Source organism: Candidatus Stoquefichus massiliensis AP9, assembly GCF_000455285.1.
Lineage (GTDB): Bacteria > Bacillota_I > Bacilli_A > Erysipelotrichales > Coprobacillaceae > Stoquefichus > Stoquefichus massiliensis.
Map to the genome: position 1 here is coordinate 62,709 of NZ_HG005295.1, position 19,025 is coordinate 81,733.

Genomic DNA, 19,025 nt, shown 5'->3' on the forward strand with positions numbered 1-19,025 from the left:
ATCCAAAATTCTTTATAGACAAAAAAAGAAAGATATTTCTATCTTCCTTGATTATAACTTCTCACCATTACTTTCAATAACTTTTTTATACCAGTCAAATGACTTTTTCTTTCTTCTTTCTAATGTTCCATTTCCTTGGTCGTCTTTATCGACATAAATAAAACCATAACGCTTACTCATTTCACCTGTACTGGCTGCTACTAAATCTATACAACCCCAGGTTGTATAACCCATCAAATCGACACCATCTTCAATCGCATCTTTCATTGCTTTGATATGTTCTCTTAAATAATCAATACGATAATCATCACTAATTGAACCATCCTCTGCAATTTCATCTTTAGCACCCAATCCATTTTCAACAATAAACAATGGTTTTTGATAACGATCATATAAAGCATTTAAAGTAATTCTTAGTCCTAAAGGATCAATTTGCCATCCCCAATCAGATGTTTGTAAGTAAGGATTTTTAACAGACTTGACAACATTCCCATCTGTCATTCCCATTTTTGGATTTGCACTGGCACAACGTGACTGATAATAACTAAATGAAATAAAATCTACAGGATATTGTTTTAAAATTTCTAAATCACCATCATGAATATCCAAATAAATATCTTTTTCCTTAAATACTCTTTGTGAATAACTTGGATAATACCCACGCACTTGAATATCAATAAACATTAAATTTTCTCTGTCTTTATTCATGGCTAACCAAACATCATTGGGATCACAGCTATATGGATAGAATTGCCCACCTGCTAACATACATCCCACTTTATTATTTGGATTGATTTCATGTGCTATTTTTGTAGCCAAAGCACTTGCTACTAATTCATGGTGAGCAGCTTGATATTTGACTTGTTCACGATTTTCACCTGACTGAAAACTAATTCCCGCCCCTGAAAAAGGTGAATGTAATAAAATATTAATTTCATTAAATGTTAACCAATATTTGACTAATCCATCGAATCTTTCGAAACAAACTTTCGCATATTTCGTAAAACAATCAATCATTTCACGACTTTTCCATGAATCATATTTTCTAACTAAACCCATTGGGACATCAAAATGACATAATGTCACTAACGGTTCAATACCATACTTTTGACATTCTTTAAACATGTCAGTATAAAAAGCAATTCCTGCTTCATTAGGCTTTGATTCATCACCATTCGGAAAAATTCTTGCCCACGCTATAGAAGTACGAAATGTTTTAAATCCCATTTCAGCAAATAAAGCAATATCTTCTTTATAATGATGGTAGAAGTCAATCGCTTCATGACTCGGATAATTTTCACCAGTTATTTCTTCAACCGGATACATATCTCCTAATTTTACAAACATTCTTTTTTCACCATGAGGAATCATATCAACAGTCGTTAACCCTTTACCATCTTCAAGATAAGCACCTTCGGCCTGATTGGCTGCAATTGCTCCACCCCATAAAAAATCTTTAGGAAATCCCATAACTTCTCTCCTTATCTGTTAATTCTTGATGTTCCTGCTTCCATAAATGATTCAATTTCAGCAATATGAAACGTATTGGCATCGCCATGAATTGTATGTTTTAATACTGAAGCACAGCATCCAAATTCCAAACTATAATCAATATCTTTCTGATTCAATAATCCATAAAGAACCCCAGAAAGATAAGCATCTCCTCCACCTACACGATCAACAATGTCATCAATATGATAAGTTTGAGAAATATGTAAACAATTATCATATAAATAACCTGTTAAATCATTCACACTTGTTGAAAGGATATCTCTTTTTGTACATGTGATATATTGAATATTTGGATACATCTTTTTTATTTGTTGGTAATAATCTGCTAATTGTTTTTCAAAAGTCTCTTTAGAACTTGTTAATCCAAGAAAATTTTGTGCATCTAAATGTCCTGCTGATAAAATAGTCACATAAGGTAAGATTTGTTTGAAAGCTTGTCCAGCTTCATCAATTGTCCACATTTTGGCACGATAATTACTGTCATAAACGACACATTTATTATTTCCTCGGCAATATTCAAGCATTTTCAGCACAGCCTGACGAACTGTCTCATTTAATGCTACTGTTATACCAGATACAACAAAAATATCAATATCCTTAAAAAGGTCTTCCATGTCAATGTCATCCAAACAAAATGATGTCATGGCACTATACTTACGATCATAAATGACCTGACTTGTACGATTGCCACTGCCATTTTCTAAAAAGTAACTGCCAATTCTCATATCATTTCTTAAAATCTGTGTTGTATCAACATCATATTTTTTTAAGAATGAAATGACTGCATCTCCTAATGCATGATTCGATAATTTGGTTAATAATGTTGTATCAAAACCATACTGTGCTAAACTTACAGCAATATTTGTTTCACTTCCACCGATATGAACTTGGAAATCAAGTTCACTAAAGCGATGTCCTTTATGCGTTGAATATCGCAGTAAAGTTTCTCCCATACATAACACTCTCATGGTTATTTCGCCTCTCTTGTACGACTAACATACTGACTTGCTATTTCAGTGACTTCATCAAACTTTCCTTGAGCCCCCAATTTATTTAATTCGCCACCAACACCAATTGCATCAACACCAGCCTTAAACCAATCCTGAACATTGTCTAAATTGACACCACCAGTCACCATTAAAGAAACTTGTGGCAAAGGAGAGCGAATAGCCCCTATATATCCAGGTCCAAAGGCACTGCCAGGGAATAATTTAATGATTTCACTACCTGCTTCCATTGCTGTGACAATTTCTTTAATTGTCATACATCCAGGAATATACGGAATACCATAACGATTACAAAGAATAGCTGTCTCTTTATCAAACGAAGGAGAAACGATATATTTTGCACCTGCAAGAATAGCCATTCTGGCTGTTGGTGCATCTAAAACAGTCCCAGCTCCAATACACACTTCCTGATCTTCTTTATAGATTTCACAAAGCTGTTTGATAATTTCAGAAGCACTGGTATTTGTATAAGCCATTTCAATAGCTTTTAATCCACCTTTAATACAAGCTTTAGAAATTTCAATTCCTTCTGATAAACTATGACCTCTAATCACAGCAACAACACCTTGTTTTTTTAATTCCATAATTGTTTCTGATTTTTTCATGATGATATTCCTCCTGTTAATAATGTAAATAAGACAATCATATAAATAATACAGACAGCTGTTTGTATCCCTTTTTCATTTTTATTAAATTCTGAATTTTTGTTCCATATACGATACAAGGCATAGGGAGGAAACAAAATATTAAATATATAGGTAATGATTTTATATGGTGTAAATACACGAATAGCATTAGGATCAGGTTTATTTAACTTTTCACGTAATTCAACGATATGTTTTTGACGATCTGTTAAGCCATCCATTTGACCTTTCTTTTGTTTCTTTGTTGCCATTATTTCATATACCCACCTTTCATTGGTGAAACTGCATGCTCTGTATAAAGTGCCAATACACCTTTTTGATATTTAGGTGTTTTGGGTTGCCATTTTGCTTGTCTTTCTTTTAAAATTTTATCAATCAAATCCAATGGTGTTCTCTTTCCATGAATACCAACAATATTTAAAGAACGATTTTTCACGCTAATTTCAATCAAATCACCATCTTCAACCAGTGCAATTGGGCCACCACTGGCAGCTTCTGGTGATATATGTCCAATCGCTGGTCCTTTGCTTGCTCCTGAAAAACGGCCATCAGTCAATAAAGCAATAGAAGCAGATAATTCAGGATCACTAGAAATAGCTTCTGTTGTATAGAACATTTCAGGCATTCCACTTCCTTTAGGTCCTTCATAACGAATAAATACAGCTTCCCCAGGATGAATATAATGTTTTAAAATCGCATCAATAGCATCTTCTTCACAATCAAACACACGAGCTGATAAAACGACTTCATGCATTTCTCTAGGAACTGCAGAATGTTTGACAACTGCACCTTCAGGAGCTAAGTTTCCTTTTAATATGGCAATTGCACCTTCTTCATTTAAAGGTTGTGTGACAGGATAAATAATATCTTCTCCTTTCACATGAATATCTTTTAAGAAAGCGTAACATTTTTCATAATAGCCATTGCATTTTAACTCTTTTAAGTTTTCACCTAATGTTTTTCCAGTGACAGTCATAACATCAAGGTGCAAATGTTCTTTTATCACTTCCATGATGGCAGGTGTTCCTCCTGCATAATAATAATATTGAGCAGGATAGAAACCACTTGGTCTTAAATTGAGTATATATGGAATTTTACGATGAATACGATCAAAATCATCACCAGTTAATTCAATTCCTGCTTCATGTGCAATTGCTGGCAAATGCAATAATGCATTTGTTGATCCAGCAATGGCAGCATGAACCATAATCGCATTCTCAAAAGCCTCTTTTGTTAAAATATCAGAAGGTTTAATATCTTTTTCAACCAAGAATTTTATATATTTTCCTATGTTTTTCGCAACATCTTTTAATGCTTCACTTGTTGCTGGTAATAAAGATGTCCCTGGCAATGCCAAACCAAGTGCTTCAGCCATGATTTGCATTGTGGTTGCAGTCCCAATAAAACTGCAGGCTCCACAACTTGGGCAAGCATTGTGTTTATAATAATTAAACTCATCTAAAGTAATCTCACCACGCTGATATTGAGCAGAATATTTACCAATCTGTTCTAATGTTAATAAATCTGGTCCTGCATTCATGACACCACCAGGAATCATAATAGCTGGTGCATTCAATCTCGCAATTGCTTTTAAATGAGCGGGTACAGCTTTATCACAACTTGATAAAAAGACACAGCCATCAAATGGTGTCGCACAATACTGAATTTCAATCATATTGGTCATCATTTCTCTTGAACATAATGAATAATTAATCCCATCATGACCTTGAGCTTCTCCATCACAAATATCGGTTGTATAATATTTTGCACCTTTGGCATTGACTGCTTGAAGACTTTCTTCAACATACCCTACCAATTCATTAAGATGCACACTTCCTGGGTGAGAATCCCCATATGTACTTCCAATAAAAATTTGCATTTTTTCTAATTCTTCTACTTTCCAACCTGTTCCAATTCTTAACGGATCTAATTCAGGTGCTATCTTTCTTAATTCCTGGCTTTTCAATGCTCTAACCTCCTTCTTTATTTATAAACGTTCTCTTCATCCTCTATTTCAAATTCTCTTGTTTGAATCATATTTTGATAAAAGTAAGCTGATTTTTTAAGATGTCTGTTACGGTTATCTTCTAAATCTATTTCAACTAATCCATAACGATTTTTAAAAGCATTCATTGGAGAAACATTATCTGTAAATGCCCATAACATATAACCTTTACAATTAGAACCTGCTTGAATACCTCTTAATAACCAATCTAAATGCATCTTGATAAATTCAATACGATAATTATCTTGAATCATACCTGTTTCATCTTTATACTGCTTTTCATTTTCCACACCCATGCCACTTTCAGCAATAAACCATTCAAAGTTATTGTAATGATTTTTCATACGCATTGCCATATCATACATGATTTTTGGATAGATTTCCCAGCCACGATGAGGATTCATCTTCTTTCCTGGCATATTGAAATCTTCATAGTAGAAATCTGGATGGAAAGGCGCATCGGGATGAATCGCTGTTGTACGTTCCTTGACACGATTTGGATGATATAAGTTAATACCAACCCAATCCACTGTATTGTTTTGGATAATTTCTAACTCTTCTGTCGTATAATCCATTAAAATATCATGTTGATTGAGTAAATCAAAGAACCCATTTTCGTAATGTCCTAAAATGGCAGGATCCAAGAATACACGGTTATAGAATAAATCGTATTTATCAGCTGCATCTAAATCTCTAGGACTATTACCTCTAGGATAAGCTGTTTCTACATTGACAATTGTTCCAAACTTACCACCATCAATGCGATAACCACCTTCCTTATAAACTTTCATAATCATATTTGTTGCAAGAGCCTTGTTATAATTCCACTGCATCCATGCTTTACTATCCTGATAAAATGGATAACGTAAAGCATCTAAATGAATTCTTGTTTGTACAACCACAGGTTCATTAAAGGCAAACCAATACTTCACTTTATGTCCAAATCTTTGAAATGCTTTTTCAGCATATCTTACAAATAAGTCAACAACATGTTTGCTGGCAAATCCATCATACTTTTTGAATAATTCTCCAGGTATTTCATAATGTTCTAAACATACCATTGGTTCTATCCCTTGAGCAATCAATTCATCTAACATAGCAGCATAATAAGCAGCATAATCTTCATCAACAATCACATTCTCATAATCAATTAAAAATCTTGACCAATTGAGTGATGTTCGATAACAATTCATGCCAATCTCTTTCATATAACCAATATCTTCCTGATAACGATGATAATAATCCGTAGCAATTGCTGGCCCATAACCGTTGTGCCATACATCTTTATTTTCTTTATACCATAAATCTATATATGAATCTTGATGTTCTTTTTTTCCTGTCCAACCTTCAGTCTGCCAAGCACTGGCAGCAGCCCCTAAGAAAAAATCATCAGGTAACTTTACTCTTTTTTTCATCTTATTTTCCTTTCAAAGCATCAATAATCCCACCCAAGTACATAGCGCCAAGTGCACGATCATATAAACCATAACCTGGTTTCCCTTTTTCTCCCCAAATCATCCGTCCATGATCTGGTCTTATATACCCTTCAAAACCAGCTTCTATATATGCTTTCATTAATTCAACCATATCAAGTGATCCACAACTTGAATAATGAGCGCTTTCTTCAAAAGAACCATCTGCCAATAATTTCACATTTCTGACATGTGCAAAGTGAATTCTTTTCATTGCTCCATATTTTCTAATTAATTTTGGCATATCATTGAACGTAGCACACCCTAATGAGCCACTACATAATGTGAGACCATGATGAATATCATCATATAAATTGAGAAATCTATCTAGATTTTTTTCATTTGTAATAATTCTTGGTATTCCAAAAATTGACCATGGTGGATCATCTGGATGAATGGCCATATTAACATCACAAGCACTTGCAACTGGCAAAATTTCTTTAATAAAATAATGCAAATTTTCCCATAGACCTTCTTCTCCTTGAATTTTATAGGCCTCTATCAATTCACTAACCTCTTCAACAGAATAAGATGCATCCCACCCTGGTAAACTTAGTTTTGTTGGATCAAGTTGATCCACTTCTTCTTTATAATAAACCAAAGCATATGAACCATCAGCTAATTGGTGATCTATTGATGATCTTGTCCAATCAAAAACTGGCATAAAATTATAACAAATACATTTGATTCCACACTTTGCTAAATTTTGAATTGTTTCTTTATAATTATCAATATATCTTTGATAATTTCCTCTTTTTAATTTAATGTCTTCATGAACTGGAACACTCTCAATCACTTCTAATTCTAATCCAGCATTCTGTACAGTTTGTTTTAATTCTTCTATTCTCTCCATTGGCCAAACTTCACCAACAGGTATATCATAAATGGCACTAACAACTCCTGTCACATTAGGAATCTGTTTAATATTCTCCAAAGTCACTGGATCATCTTCACCATACCAACGAAATGTCATTTTCATTTTCATACCTCTTATGCATAACCAAGTTTTGCTGAAATTTTTTCAGCAACTTCTTTAACAATAAGACCCAAATCATCTAAATTGATTTGACTCTCATAAAAACCTACACAACTAATTGCAGCAATAACTTTCCCATCATGATCACGAATCGGTGCAGCTGCAGCAATTTGTTGAAGTGTATCTTCACGGTCGCTCTTTGCATAACCTAATCTTCTCACTTCTTTTAATTCATCTAAATATTTCTCAACTGATGTTATTGTATATTCTGTATAAGCAACAAACTCTGTTTTTTGAATAGTTCTTTTTAAATCTTCATCTGTTGCAAATGCTAACATGACTTTACCTAATGCTGCTGAATGAACTGAACGTCGACTGCCTATATTGGCTGTTGTAATTATTGTCTTTTCTGATTCATATTTATATAAATATGTCACCATATCGTCATCCAATATAGCCATGAAAGTTGTTGACTGCATTTTATTTGCCAAATCAATTAAGTCTTGTTTAGCAACATTAACAATATCTATATCATTTAAGTAACTGCTACCAATAAGAAATGTCTGTAAACCTATTTTATATTTTGTAATACCTGTCTGATTATCTTCAACAATCATATTTTTATAAACCAATGTTTTGACAATATCAAAAACACTTGATTTTGGAGAATCTAATAATGAAGATAATTGAGTTAGTGTATATCCTTCCTTTGTCTTAGATAGCAATTCAAGAATCTCAATTGCTCTTAATAATGTTCGATTCAATTTCATATGATCACACCTTTCCTGTTAAGATAATCATAGCATAGGTCATAACAAATATAAATACAAACCACCCTTATCAGGTGGTTATATTTATTTATTCAGATACGATCTTTTGCTTGTTAGCTGCCATCACAAATGGAATATAAATCAAAATAGAGACAGCAATACAAATCACTTGTGTGATAATACAAGTCATACTTCCACCACTTGCTAACCAAGCACTTAAAATCGGTGGAGTTGTCCATGGCACTGCATAAACAAGTACATCAGCAAATCCAATTGATGTTAAGAAATAACCAATTGTTCCAGTAATTAATGGTGTGATAATAAACGGAATAGCCATGATTGGATTTAACATAATTGGTAATCCAAATGTCATTGTTTCATTAATATTAAATATACCAGGTACTAATGATAATTTTGCAATTCCTTTATAATCTTCACGTTTTGAGAATAAGAAGATTGCAATAACTAAACCAATAGTTACCCCAGAACCACCCATAGACATATAAACATCCCAGAAAGACATATTGATGATATTCAAATCTCCACGATTAAAACTTCCTGAATTCACTAAATCCGTATTTGCCATAATTGCAGCATTCAATAATGGTTCACGTACTGGTTTAATAATTTGATTCCCATGAATACCAATTACCCAGAATAACTGTGCAACTAGCATTAAGATTAATAATCCAGGTAATCCCTGCATAACTGCTTCTAATGGTTTTTGTAACATTGTATAAATAATGTCATATAAAGTCATACCAGTTACTTGTGTAATGCCAAAGTTAATTGCTGCGAATGCAATAATTGTGAACATCGCTGGGAATAAAACATTAAATGAGTTAGATACATTTGGTGGTACTGAATCAGGCATTGATATTTTCATTTTCCCTGACTTAACAACCCATGAGAATAACTCAACAGATAACATTGCAATAACCATCCCCAAGAACAATCCTTTAGCAGCTGTATAATCTTTACCAAATACATCAGCCACTTGAATAACCTCTTTATTTTCTAAGGTAAAATTAATAAAAGATGGGCAACATGCAACATAAGAACATAATGCAATAAATGCAGGTGCATATCCTTTCATCTTATTTGTCTGACCAAGTTCAAGACCAATTAAAATAACTGCACCAATTGTAAAGAAATTCAATGTTGCATAGTTTGCAGATGTAAAGATTGGCTGTAAGAATTCTAACCAAGCCATACCAGGTACCTTTGCAAGCGAGATACCATTTGTTGTTGTAGAACATACAACATTTGAAATCAATGTACAGAATGCACCAGTGATAATAACTGGCATTAAAGTTGAGAATGCATTTTTAATTGCACTCATGTGTTTTTGATTACTGATTTTATCAGCAACCATCAGCAACTTCTCAGTTGCCGCTTCCGAAAAATTCATTCCTCTTCCTCCCTTGTACGTATTTACGAATTATATACGTAATTTCGTATTACATATTAAATATATCTATAAATGGACCACACGTCAATAAAAATTTGACAATTTTTTCATCTTTTTTACATTGTCCACAATACCGTTTAATTCTGTTCATAAATACGATTTAATAGATGTTTTTATCAAATCTCTACTTCTTTTCTTTCAAAATAAAGAGAGCAACAAAAAAATAAAAAGTAGGAATGACTAAAATCAAACCTACTTCTAACACTTACTTTAGATTTTCTCCATGACTTTCTATAACCTTTTTATACCAATAAAATGAATCTTTTTTATATCTCTGATATGTCCCATTTCCATAATCATCAACATCAACATAAATAAAACCATATCTTTTTTTCATTTCACCTGTACTGGCTGCAACTAAATCAATACAGCCCCATGGTGTATATCCAATTAAATCCACTCCATCTTCAATAGCTTCAGACATTGCTAGTATATGTTCTCTTAAATAGTCTATACGGTAATCATCATGGATACTTTTATCTTCTTCCAATTTATCATCTTGTCCTAAACCATTTTCTACAACCATAATTGGGATATGATAACGGTCATAAATCTCATTGAGAAAATAACGTAATCCATGAGGATCAATTTGCCAACCCCATTGACTCTTTTCTAAATAAGGATTAGATACACCAAATATTAGATTTCCTGCTGTCTTATCTTGAGTAGTATCAGTTGTCACACAACCTGTAGAATAATATGAAAACGTGTAAAAATCCACAGTCCCATTTTTCAAAATATCTCTATCATGGTCTTCAAATTCAATATGTATATCATTTTCTTTAAAAAAACGATCAATGTATTTTGGATATTCACCTTTCACTTGAATATCTGAACAATAATAGAAAATATTTCTCCTTTCTCTTTGTACCAAAAGCATATCCTCTGGTCTACATGTCAATGGATATTGTGTAATACCTGCAATCATACACCCAAGTTGATAACCCTGATCTATCTCATGTGCCATTTTCACAGCCAAAGCACTTGCTACCAATTGATGATGTAAAGCCAGATATTGTTTGACCAAATCTTGATGTTGCTTAGAAATTGTGAATTCATCTAAATCATCTACAATGCCTGCACCCATATCTTTGCTTGAAGAAGATAGTATTCCTCCAGAGAAATATCCATTTCCTCCTAAGATCAAACTATTGATCTCATTAAATGTTAACCAATACTTGACCAGTCCTTTATATTCCGTAAATAGAGTTTGACAATATTTCAAGTAACAATCTATTGTTTTTCTACTCAACCACCCATCGTATTTTTCAGCCAAATGAAATGGTAATTCATAGTGAGATATCGTCACTAATGGCTCAATACCATATTTCTTTAATTCTAGAAAAACATTTCTGTAAAATTCTATACCTTTTGAATTAGGTTGTTCATCATCTCCATTTGGATAGATTCTCGTCCAGTTTATAGACATTCTAAATATTTTAAAGCCCATTTCTGCAAGTAATGCAATATCTTGTTTATAATGATGATAAAAATCACTTGCTTTATGCGCTGGATAAAAATATTTATCTTGATCAATATCATAAGTAAACAATCTGGGTTCTTTTCTTGAACCGAGAGTAAAGTGATCAGCTGTTGAATCTAATTTACCATCTTCATTCCAGGCACCTTCAAATTGATTAGCAGCAGTAGCCCCACCCCATAAAAAATCATTAGGAAAACTCATTATCTACACCTCTTTTTCTTCTATTCCTAAAATATAAGTTAATACAAATGTAACAACAATACCTATAACAGCAGCAATCAAGAAATAAACTAGATTATTTCCAGGACCTGCAAAAGTCACAATCGCAAACATTCCTCCTGAACCAGGAAAAGCATAACACGCTACACCTAATAATCCAGCAACAAGTCCTCCAGCTGCATTTCCAATCATAGCTGCATATAAAGGCTTTTTATATTTTAATGTCACACCAAACATAGCTGGTTCTGTCACACCTCCAACAATAGCCGTAACGGCACATGACATTGCTGTTGATTTGACTTTCTTTGTTTTAGCTTTCAGTGATACAGCTAACGATGCAGAAAACTGGTTCAAATTTGATATAATCATGGCTGGCAAGAAAAATGGATCATACCCCAAACTCGCAAATGCTGAAGTCCAATATGGTGTCATCATTGTATGCATACCTGTCATAACCATTAATGGTAATAATGCACATAAAACAGAAACACCTAAGAATCCAATTGTTTCGTAAATCCAAATAACTGCATCAGCAACATAAGTTCCAATATAATATCCTAATGGTGCTGTGATAACTAACATGATAGGTAACATAATTAATAATGAACCTGTTGGCACAACAAATGATTTTAAAATATCAGGGCAATAACGACTTACCAATTTTTCCACTTTACTCAATACAAAGACAGTCATAATAATTGGGATTACTGTTGTTGAATAATTAGCTACATAAACGGGCAATCCAAAAATAGACAATGCTGTTCCTTCTGTGGCAGCAGTAATAAAACTTGGATAAATCAGTAATGCTCCAAGCAACATTCCAATCCCTTGGTTGGCACCAAATTTCTTAGCAGCAGTTGCTCCTAAAAAGACTGGAAAGAAATAAATAAATGCATCTCCTAACCAAAATAAAATCTGATATGTCGGACTTGTTTCAGGTAATATCCCTGCCATATTGGCTAACATATAAAAGACTTTAATCATTCCTCCACCAATCATCATTGGAATAATTGGTGTTATACTTCCTGATATGCCATCCATAATAGCCATTAGTACAGATTTAAAACTCAATTTCTTCTTTTCTAAATTGCCATCTAGATTCTCATCAACTGCTTCCTCTTTTTGTAAACCTCCAAAATCACAAATTTCTGCATATGCATCAGCAACTGCTGGACCAATAATAATCTGTAATTCATCATTAGACCATTGAATACCTAATACTTGATCAGCATTTTCAATAGATTTAGTATCTACAATTCCTCTATCTTTTAAATTAAAGCGTAATCTTGTTGTACAATGTTGAAAATATGTAATATTTTCTTTACCACCGATAGAGTTTAAAATAATCTTTGACAATTCTTCATACTTCTTTTTCATTTTCTCTCCTCCTCATTTATATATACAAAACATCGTATGCGCGCTATACAATGTCATGAACATTGAAAAACCTCAAATACATAAATATTTCTTTCATGTATCTGAGGTTATGCCCTTTTGGTTACAGTCCTCTCTCGTTAATAGTCTATTCACATGTAATATTAAATATAAAAGTTCTTCTTCATCTAACTTCCAGTTCTTTTTTCTATTTAAGTAACGCTTCATTTGATAAACACATTGATATGTCTCTGGTGTTTCTTTTTGTAATGATTGAAATATCTTTAGGTTATCACTGGATATCGCTTTATCTTGAGATATTCTTTTGAAGAGATATCTTAAATGTGTAGCAAATCGAGAATAATTCACTGATGTTTGATCAATAGTCATGTGAAAATAATTCTCTATAATAACTGTCATATGTATAATTAATTCATTAAAATCTTGTTCGTTATTTGGTATTGATGAATATAATTCTGAATTAATGATATTCATTGCAATCCCTAATACTTCTGTCTTTGGTAATTGAATATTAACTTGTTCTTTAATAAGTTTTAAAGCATATTTTCCAATTTGTATTTCTTTTGAATAGAGTTGTTCAAAATCATATGTTAATGGAAATTCAAACACTATATGCTTTTTATATCTTTCAATACTAAAATGAATATGATCTGCAAGAGTAAATATCAAATTAGGATTAAGACGATTCTTTAACTTATTTTTAGCAAAATCAACTACTTTCACTGATATATTTAGAATATCCTCTGGAATTTCATTAAGTAATCCTATATATTTTGAATCTATATCATAATAAGTTCGAGTAATAATACTTAAATCAGTAATTGTACAAGGCATTTTTATAAATCCTATGCCTCTACCAGATACAATAACTTCTTCACCTTGACTATCACATGCCAATGCAAAGTTATTATTAATCTTTTTGATAAGTTTCATGAAAATACCTCCCTTCATTAATAACTAACAATTAAATCTTTTACTTCTACCATTTCCCCTAGTTTTTGTTTTTTCATTGAATTTGATTGATTTGTAACAATAACCATTGTTGTCAAATCATAATTTTGACTTTCAATATTTATTTTATCAAATTGAATAACAGGTTCACCAATCTTAACATGTTCATTCACTTGTTTAAATGATACAAATCCATTACCATTAAGTTGAACTGTATCAATACCAATATGTATTAGTATCTCTTTACCATCTTTCATCTTGATTCCAAATGCATGTTTTGATGGAAATATCATTGTAATCACTCCTTCACATGGTGAACAAATGACATTATCATCTGGTATAACTGCAAAACCATCCCCCATAACCTTTGATGCAAAGACCTTATCTTTTACCTCAGCAATATCTATACATTTTCCTTTAATAGGAGCATATAAATTAAAATCTGTTTTCTTTTTTAAAAACTGAAACATATCTCTCATCCTCTCAAAATAAAAACTCTTCAAGTGCAACCAAAAATACTTTTGGTTATGCCTCCCGAAGAGTTACAGTCCATTCCATTTTTATTTCTTTATCTACATTTAGATTATCACGATATGAAAACGCTGTCAACATATTTTTTATTTATTATAGTTTTTATTGAATGAAAAAGTAAATTCCCGTTATTTTCACCCTACGGGAATTTAGTCTTACACAACGAAAAAACAAATAAAAAAAGTTAGAAATCTTTCCGTATGTATTATAACTGATTTGATTAAAAAATAAATATTTTATTAATAAAACACAAGATTAAGTTCCCGTTATCAGCATTTTTTAACGGGAACTTACTTTTACATTTTAACTTATTATAGTTTTCATTTATGCACAAATATAGTTGTATTTAATAATAACATTGACTTAACTGTGTAATAAGATATATTTCATTACCTTCCTATTTATTCAAATATATAATCATCATGCATTAACAATTCATCAATAATTGAATAAATAATATCTGATGTTGAAAATAGGCTTATACAGCAAACTTTCTTTCCAGCATCTTTACTAGATGCTCCACAATGATAGATCTTTTCTGTATCTGTTTGATAATCTATAATGATAAATCTATCATGACATCTTTGATTATTTTTCTTAATAGACAAAGTTGGATACTCTCTATTAAAATTATCAAACTCTAATTGATTTAATTTTCCACTACCTCTTCCCTTATTATCTGAGAAAACAATAACATTAACTTCCTTTTTCTTTGCAGACAATAAAGATAAAGTATGACAATTAATATAATCATCTGCAATTAAATAGAATGTTTTGCTTCTTTATAGATATCCATATAAGCAACATTTGCTTCAAATGGCTGACTATCCTTAAAAACAAATTGTTTCAATTCTTCTTTAGGAATAAAACTATTTAATACTTTATTCATAGAAGCTTTCATATCATTTTTAGTGACCATATTTTCTTTAATCCCATCAATTTCTGTCTTTAGTTCTTTATGACCATTGTACATTTCTTCTTTAATCTTTATGTTATCTTGTATTAATGAGTTCAATATATCTGTACTACCTAATAATTGTCTGTTTTCATTAATATAATGTCTCATCTTTTTAAATGTTCTCATAATTATTAAACTCTGATGGACTGCAACTTCCCCTTTTAATACAGTCGCAAGCATATAAACACCTTGTTCAGTAAATGCATTAATTTTATAAGTTCTTCCACCTTTAATATCAAATGTCTGTATCGAGGTCGCAAATTGCGACCTCGATAATTCAAGCATTTCATCTTGCGTTAATGGAAACATAAAATCTTCTGGAAATCTTTCTTTATTTCTTTTGACTTGCTCATTAAGTCTTTTAACTTCATATCCATACAACTTCGCTAAATCAAAGTCAAGCATAACTTGTTGTCCACGAATTTCATATATCATCCCTTGAATATCTAAGTCATTATATGACGGAAGAAATTCTTCTTGATTTTCTTTATTTTTCAATGCAATTGCTGTTTTGTCTTTATCCATTTTTTACCTCCAATTTATAATATTATTTGTATTTATCACTGTGAATCTTCTAAAAACAAGGGGAGCAAAACAAAGCACATAAAATACATGTATCATTATCTTACCCCAAACACTTCCATACTCTTAGTATATCACAATTAGCAAACAAAGAAAATGCTATAAGCAATTTTTTGCACAATTAAAAAAGGAAACTGACGCAAAATTTATTCAAATAGGCATACTCTTGTATATAATATTGAAATTATATTAATGGAAAACATGAACAAATGACGACTTCTCCCTTTCATACCAAATATCTGCATCGAGGTCGCAAATTGTGACCTCACGAAATTTATTTCTTCTCTAGTTAATTAAACATAAAATTATCTAGAAATCTTTCTATATTTTTCTTACCTGTTGATTCAATCTTTATATCATATCTATATAACATTGCTTAATTAGACTCAAGCCCCACTTTTTACCCTCGAATTTCATATACTATTCCTTGGATATCTAAATCGTTATATTTAAGAATAATAATTTCATTATCTGCCTTGTTTTTGACTGCAATTGTCGTTATGTCCCTATTTTCTCTATGTTATTATCATCATTCTACTTACCCAAATATATCTCTAATTTATTATTCTTGTGTTAATATATTTATAAAATAAAAAAAATAATGGAGCAATACAACGATACATCAACAAGATATATAATCATTTTACTCCGAAATCTTCCATATTCACTGTTTATCACAATCAGTAAACCAAAATAATACTTAAAGTAAATATTAGCTGTATAGATTTTTAAATTTCAAAGACATATGCATATCCTTATGCTAATTTTCGTTTAAACACAAATACAAGTATCACTATCCATAAAACCGATATGAATAATCCCATAAGCATAAAGAAAACTTCTACATTGACTAATCCCTTTCCTATCCAAAAAGTTGGAACCCATGCAAACACATATGAATATGCATTGTGCATAAAATAAGGGATTAATACAACAAATGATTCTAGCGAAGCCATTTTTGCTACTGCCATTCCTTCTAATTTATGTGACGATAAACTGACAACCAGTAAAGAAACAATCAGCCCTTGCATACATCCCAATATACAAATCAAAATCATCATATCAAATGGCAAAGATGAAATATGAAATATTGGTAATAATATACATGTAAAAATGAAACTCATCAATGTTGGTATTCCTAACCTCGAAATTAAATACCCTATCTTCCCTAATGGAGTGACAAATAAACCATTGATTATATGATCGTCTCTTTCTTCTAGAATGATCAAAGCAGAAACAATACACAGCATATCAGAAATGAGTATTCCATAAAAGGTATCAATCAAAGAATAATACTGATGAAAATCAATCTTAAAATATTGTATAGACATTTGATTGAATATTGGAACTCCATAACGAAAGATAAAACCACACAATATAGGTACAAAGCAAATCAGTAACAACATTTTATCCTTTTTAACCATAAATAATAATTGTTGAAAACTTATCAAGAGAGATTTCATAGATGAACACCTCCTACGCTTTTCCACATTTTCTTTGTCATATAAACAGCAATTTTCCATAAACAAACAAGCATAATCACAACAATCAATATACTTAATAAATCATTCTGACTTTTTCCATTGATAAGTGATAAACAATGTGTCATAGGATAGACCATTAAATATTGATTTTCAATAAAAATAGAAGCAAGAGGTGGAACAAAACAGAGGATTTCAACTGGAACTGTCCATAAGATAAACTGATTAAGACTGTGAATCTTTGTCGATACGATGAGTCCTAATAGGCTAAAAATAAATGAAGATAATAATGTTCCAATAAAAACCATAATGAGATTTTGATGATGGGAGATAACTGCTAATATCATAGCAACTATTTCTGAAATCAAAGCAAGCGAAATGATTTTTGATAAAATATATTCTGAAATATGAATAGGTGAAACAGCTAAACTATTGAGAACTCTTTGACTCTTTTCAAATAGGATAATAGCTCCCATAAAGAATAAACCCATTGCAGCAGGATCAGAATATATCATTATACTCGCAACTGTTTCCTGCCAAGTCTCTGGTAAAATGACTAAAACAAAAGCATAAAGAACTGTAAAAACAACATAGAGGAAATAAAAACCATATTTGATTTGAAATACAATATCTCCTTTTATCAAATGAATCATTCTCATAATAAAGTTCTCCCCGTTAATTCTATGAAGATATCATTTAAAGTTGGTTCGCTACTATGAATAGAAAGAATCTTATTCTGTTGCATGAGTTGATGCAATCTTTCATCATCTGATATTTGTTGCAATAAACAGTTGGCTGTTTTGAATCCATTATCTTCATATGTGTAAGTCACCTGTTTGGCACCATGAGATAAAATTAAATTTTGAGGACTGTCTATTGCACATATTTGTCCATTAATGATAAAAGCAACCTGATCACATAATTCTGTCGCATCTTCCATGTTATGGGTTGTTAAAATAATTGTTTTGCCTTTATTTTTTTCTAATAGAATCAAGTCTTTCATCATACGGCTATTGGTTGGATCCAAACCACTTGTTGGTTCATCTAAAAAGAGGATATCTGGATCATTAATTAGCGCTTTGATAAAATTCAATCTCGATTTCATTCCTTTAGAATAGTCGCTGACTTTTTTATCAGCATCATTTTGTAATCCAACAGATTCTAACAACTGATCTATAGAACGCGTCTGGTGAGTATAGAGTGATGCAAAAAATTTAAGATTCTCTCTTGCGGTTAGTTTCTCATATAGTGTTGGAAACTCAAAGTCTACACCAATATTCTCATAAAAAGCATTCGTATGATGTTTACATTCCACACCATTCACAATCGCATGTCCTTTATAGTTTGTGATTAATCCTGTTAATATTTTCTGTAATGTAGATTTTCCTGCACCAGATGGTCCCAAGAAACCAAATATCATCCCTTTCTCTACTTTAAAATTGATTTCTTTGATAAATTCATTCTTGTTATAACTGAATTGTAAATCTTTGACTTCTATCATATTTATCTCCTTTTTTGACCGTTTATATATATTTAGTCAAATAAATATATAAATGAACTTGGTTCTA

The 19,025-nt window shown here is 31.5% G+C and carries 18 protein-coding genes; all 18 read right to left on the reverse strand.

All coding sequences use genetic code 11. The features are described 5' to 3' along the window. Window positions 1-51 precede the first annotated feature (51 nt). On the reverse strand, window positions 52-1,470 hold the full coding sequence (gene ascB, locus BN350_RS16180) for a 6-phospho-beta-glucosidase (RefSeq protein WP_044600416.1): 1,419 nt from the start codon (window positions 1,468-1,470) through the stop codon (window positions 52-54). Window positions 1,471-1,481: 11 nt separating this feature from the next. Continuing rightward, window positions 1,482-2,465: a sugar kinase gene (locus BN350_RS16185; RefSeq protein ID WP_231385312.1), complete on the reverse strand. Its 984-nt coding sequence runs from the start codon at window positions 2,463-2,465 to the stop codon at window positions 1,482-1,484. Between the two features lie 17 nt (window positions 2,466-2,482). Continuing rightward, window positions 2,483-3,124 carry a bifunctional 4-hydroxy-2-oxoglutarate aldolase/2-dehydro-3-deoxy-phosphogluconate aldolase gene (locus tag BN350_RS16190; protein WP_028044526.1) on the reverse strand — a complete coding sequence of 214 codons (642 nt, stop codon included), beginning with the start codon at window positions 3,122-3,124 and terminating at the stop codon, window positions 2,483-2,485. Continuing rightward, on the reverse strand, window positions 3,121-3,414 hold the full coding sequence (locus BN350_RS16195; RefSeq protein WP_028044527.1) for a hypothetical protein: 294 nt from the start codon (window positions 3,412-3,414) through the stop codon (window positions 3,121-3,123). The genes BN350_RS16190 and BN350_RS16195 overlap by 4 nt, the downstream gene beginning before the upstream one ends. Continuing rightward, complete coding sequence (ilvD, locus tag BN350_RS16200) at window positions 3,414-5,129, reverse strand: dihydroxy-acid dehydratase (protein ID WP_028044528.1); 1,716 nt, start codon at window positions 5,127-5,129, stop codon at window positions 3,414-3,416. Before ilvD ends, BN350_RS16195 begins: the two co-directional genes overlap by 1 nt. Before the next feature lie 17 nt (window positions 5,130-5,146). After that, window positions 5,147-6,583 (reverse strand): glycoside hydrolase family 1 protein, encoded by a 1,437-nt coding sequence (locus BN350_RS16205; RefSeq protein ID WP_028044529.1) that lies wholly within the window; start codon window positions 6,581-6,583, stop codon window positions 5,147-5,149. Window position 6,584: 1 nt separating this feature from the next. After that, window positions 6,585-7,619: a mannonate dehydratase gene (gene uxuA / locus BN350_RS16210; RefSeq protein ID WP_028044530.1), complete on the reverse strand. Its 1,035-nt coding sequence runs from the start codon at window positions 7,617-7,619 to the stop codon at window positions 6,585-6,587. Window positions 7,620-7,630: 11 nt separating this feature from the next. Beyond that, a complete protein-coding gene (locus tag BN350_RS16215; protein ID WP_028044531.1) occupies window positions 7,631-8,386 on the reverse strand; it encodes an IclR family transcriptional regulator in 756 nt (251 codons plus the stop codon). 88 nt (window positions 8,387-8,474) lie between these two features. Beyond that, on the reverse strand, window positions 8,475-9,797 hold the full coding sequence (locus BN350_RS16220) for a PTS sugar transporter subunit IIC (RefSeq protein ID WP_028044532.1): 1,323 nt from the start codon (window positions 9,795-9,797) through the stop codon (window positions 8,475-8,477). A gap of 265 nt (window positions 9,798-10,062) precedes the next feature. Then, entirely contained in the window at window positions 10,063-11,541 is a 1,479-nt protein-coding gene (locus BN350_RS16225; protein ID WP_028044533.1) for a glycoside hydrolase family 1 protein, read from the reverse strand. Window positions 11,542-11,544: 3 nt separating this feature from the next. Beyond that, window positions 11,545-12,936 (reverse strand): PTS transporter subunit EIIC, encoded by a 1,392-nt coding sequence (locus tag BN350_RS16230; RefSeq protein WP_028044534.1) that lies wholly within the window; start codon window positions 12,934-12,936, stop codon window positions 11,545-11,547. 93 nt (window positions 12,937-13,029) lie between these two features. Beyond that, on the reverse strand, window positions 13,030-13,887 hold the full coding sequence (locus BN350_RS16235; RefSeq protein ID WP_044600417.1) for a PRD domain-containing protein: 858 nt from the start codon (window positions 13,885-13,887) through the stop codon (window positions 13,030-13,032). 17 nt (window positions 13,888-13,904) lie between these two features. Continuing rightward, on the reverse strand, window positions 13,905-14,375 hold the full coding sequence (locus BN350_RS16240) for a PTS sugar transporter subunit IIA (RefSeq protein WP_028044536.1): 471 nt from the start codon (window positions 14,373-14,375) through the stop codon (window positions 13,905-13,907). 462 nt (window positions 14,376-14,837) lie between these two features. Then, complete coding sequence (locus BN350_RS21500) at window positions 14,838-15,158, reverse strand: hypothetical protein (protein ID WP_231385313.1); 321 nt, start codon at window positions 15,156-15,158, stop codon at window positions 14,838-14,840. Window positions 15,159-15,196: 38 nt separating this feature from the next. After that, on the reverse strand, window positions 15,197-15,919 hold the full coding sequence (locus tag BN350_RS19605) for an ORF6N domain-containing protein (protein WP_231385314.1): 723 nt from the start codon (window positions 15,917-15,919) through the stop codon (window positions 15,197-15,199). An 812-nt stretch (window positions 15,920-16,731) separates the two neighbouring features. Beyond that, window positions 16,732-17,439, reverse strand: a complete 708-nt coding sequence (locus BN350_RS16250; RefSeq protein ID WP_028044537.1) for a hypothetical protein — start codon at window positions 17,437-17,439, stop codon at window positions 16,732-16,734. Continuing rightward, window positions 17,436-18,116 carry a fluoroquinolone export ABC transporter permease subunit gene (locus BN350_RS16255; protein WP_028044538.1) on the reverse strand — a complete coding sequence of 227 codons (681 nt, stop codon included), beginning with the start codon at window positions 18,114-18,116 and terminating at the stop codon, window positions 17,436-17,438. Before BN350_RS16255 ends, BN350_RS16250 begins: the two co-directional genes overlap by 4 nt. Next, window positions 18,113-18,958, reverse strand: a complete 846-nt coding sequence (locus BN350_RS16260; protein WP_028044539.1) for an ABC transporter ATP-binding protein — start codon at window positions 18,956-18,958, stop codon at window positions 18,113-18,115. The genes BN350_RS16255 and BN350_RS16260 overlap by 4 nt, the downstream gene beginning before the upstream one ends. Between the last annotated feature and the right edge of the window lie 67 nt (window positions 18,959-19,025).